The sequence below is a fragment of the Actinotalea ferrariae CF5-4 genome (assembly GCF_000603945.1).
Taxonomy (GTDB): domain Bacteria; phylum Actinomycetota; class Actinomycetes; order Actinomycetales; family Cellulomonadaceae; genus Actinotalea; species Actinotalea ferrariae.
In genome coordinates, this window is sequence record NZ_AXCW01000431.1 from 1 (window position 1) to 1,789 (window position 1,789).

The following is a 1,789-nucleotide window of genomic DNA, read 5'->3' on the forward strand; positions in this document are numbered from 1 at the left end:
CCCCGCCCGCGTGTCCCGCTCGTGACCTGCAAGCCGTGGTGCGTCCACGGTGACGGGCACCCTGGCGAGTGGAACCGCAATGACCAGTGGTGCGGCACCCGAGACCGCACCGTCCCGCAGAGCGCGCACCCCGACGAGGAGTGGAGTGACGGGGTGACGCGGCCGGCGGCGCTGGCTGTGACCGGCACCCAGGTCCCGGATGAGGACCCCGCCGTCTGCCTCAGCGGTCACCGCTGCGAGATCATGCTCACCGCACCCGAGGCCGTGGAGCTCGCCACGGTCCTCCTGGCAACGGTGCTCGAGATGACCGGCGGCCCGGCGCTCCCGGACGACGACGGGACCGAGCTCGACGCCGAACTCGGTCTGTCGGTGTTCGTCGACCACGGCGCCGTGGTGCAGTCCGGCCGCCCGGGCGAGGACGGCGAGTGGCACCACACGCCCGAGTCGGCCCGTGCGCTGGCGACGGCGCTCCTGCACCACGCGGACCGGGCGGAGGCGCGGCGATGATCCCGGCACTCTGCTGCGTGTGCGGCACTCAGCGCGAGGCGTCTCGGCAGGCGTTCCGCGACCCCGACGTCGTGCGCAAGCTCAAGTGCCAGACGTGTGGGGCGATGACGAAGCACGCGGGCGTCTGGGGTTATCAGGGAGAGGACTGGCGCGACGAGTCGAACCGAGCAAGCCTCCGCCTGCCCGTCGCCGCGGTCGACCCGGCCGACCCGTTCGCGTTCGCCCTCGCGCAAGGTGTGCGGGTCTACGACGTCCCCGGCATGGGACCCGAGCCGCTGCTGTTCATCCGGAAGGACCGGATCGTGTTCGTCAGCAGCGCCCTGCAACCGGACGAGCGGCTGACGTGCGCACAGTGGCTCCGGGACACGCTCGCCTGACAGACGACGAAGCGCCCCGCTCCCCACCAGTCGGTGAGGGCGGGGCGCTCGTCTGTGTGCGGTTAGGTCCGGCGGTCCACGCGCCACTCCCGGCCGCTGACGGTGCCGTTGGTCCACCGCTCCCACCGGTCATCCGGCAAGCCGTGGACGATCACCTGGTAGGCGAGGTCCAGGGCCTCGGCCTGCACCGCCTCGGGCTGGTCGCCGTCGTGGTAGACCAAGGCTCTCGGGTTGCCGTCTGCATACCGTACGGCGAGCACGGCGTCGCGGTGTCCACCGAACCGGACCGGTCCCATGTAGCCGAAGACGCGCGCTCCCGCCCGGTAGAGGCGGTCCTTCGCCGCTTCGAGGCTCACCGCGCCCTCCCTCTGACAAAGGTTCGCAGGCCGTGGCTAACTGCGCCGTCCGCGATGACCTGCGTCCGGGCCAGGATCGACCCGTCCGCGTCCACCAGGGTAACCGTCCCCGGGAGTGCGGTAGCGGGGGCCGCTGGTGCGACCCATCCGCCGGACGAGTACGCGGGCATCGGGCGGGACTGGACGTAGCCGCCCGCCGCGTACCCGTTCCGGTTGATCGCCTCGAGGAGTGAACGGTTCCTCTGCGTGGACTCCGCGTTGACCACAAACTCGCCCTTGTGGACCACGCCAGCGGGCTGGTACTTGCCCCCCGCGCCCGTGTAACCGCCATCGAAGAATCCGGCGTCGGGGGATGAACTGGTTAGCCGACCGCGCCGGGGTGTGACCGCGGGCGATGATCTGCGTGTAGATCGTGGCCGACGCCTTCGTTCCGGCGAACCAACTTCCGCCCTCAAGCGGACAATGATGCTGCGTTCCGTCATGCGGACCACCCCTCTTTCGTCAGCCTGTACCGTGCAGAGCCGGACAGGTCCACACCCGCGGCGCGGG

The 1,789-nt window shown here is 71.0% G+C and carries 3 protein-coding genes; 2 read left to right on the forward strand and 1 reads right to left on the reverse strand.

Annotation, left to right across the window (positions count from 1 at the left end):
• Together N866_RS18525 and N866_RS18530 are read left to right on the forward strand one after the other, a co-directional pair.
• Positions 1-507: hypothetical protein (locus N866_RS18525; RefSeq protein WP_034229543.1), on the forward strand; the 507-nt coding region annotated here is incomplete at its 5' end.
• Positions 504-884 carry a hypothetical protein gene (locus N866_RS18530; protein WP_155855492.1) on the forward strand — a complete coding sequence of 127 codons (381 nt, stop codon included), beginning with the start codon at positions 504-506 and terminating at the stop codon, positions 882-884. The genes N866_RS18525 and N866_RS18530, both read left to right, overlap by 4 nt.
• A gap of 62 nt (positions 885-946) precedes the next feature.
• On the opposite strand, the gene N866_RS18535 is transcribed toward N866_RS18530, so the two are convergent.
• A complete protein-coding gene (locus N866_RS18535; protein WP_034229547.1) occupies positions 947-1,240 on the reverse strand; it encodes a hypothetical protein in 294 nt (97 codons plus the stop codon).
• Positions 1,241-1,789: the final 549 nt, after the last annotated feature.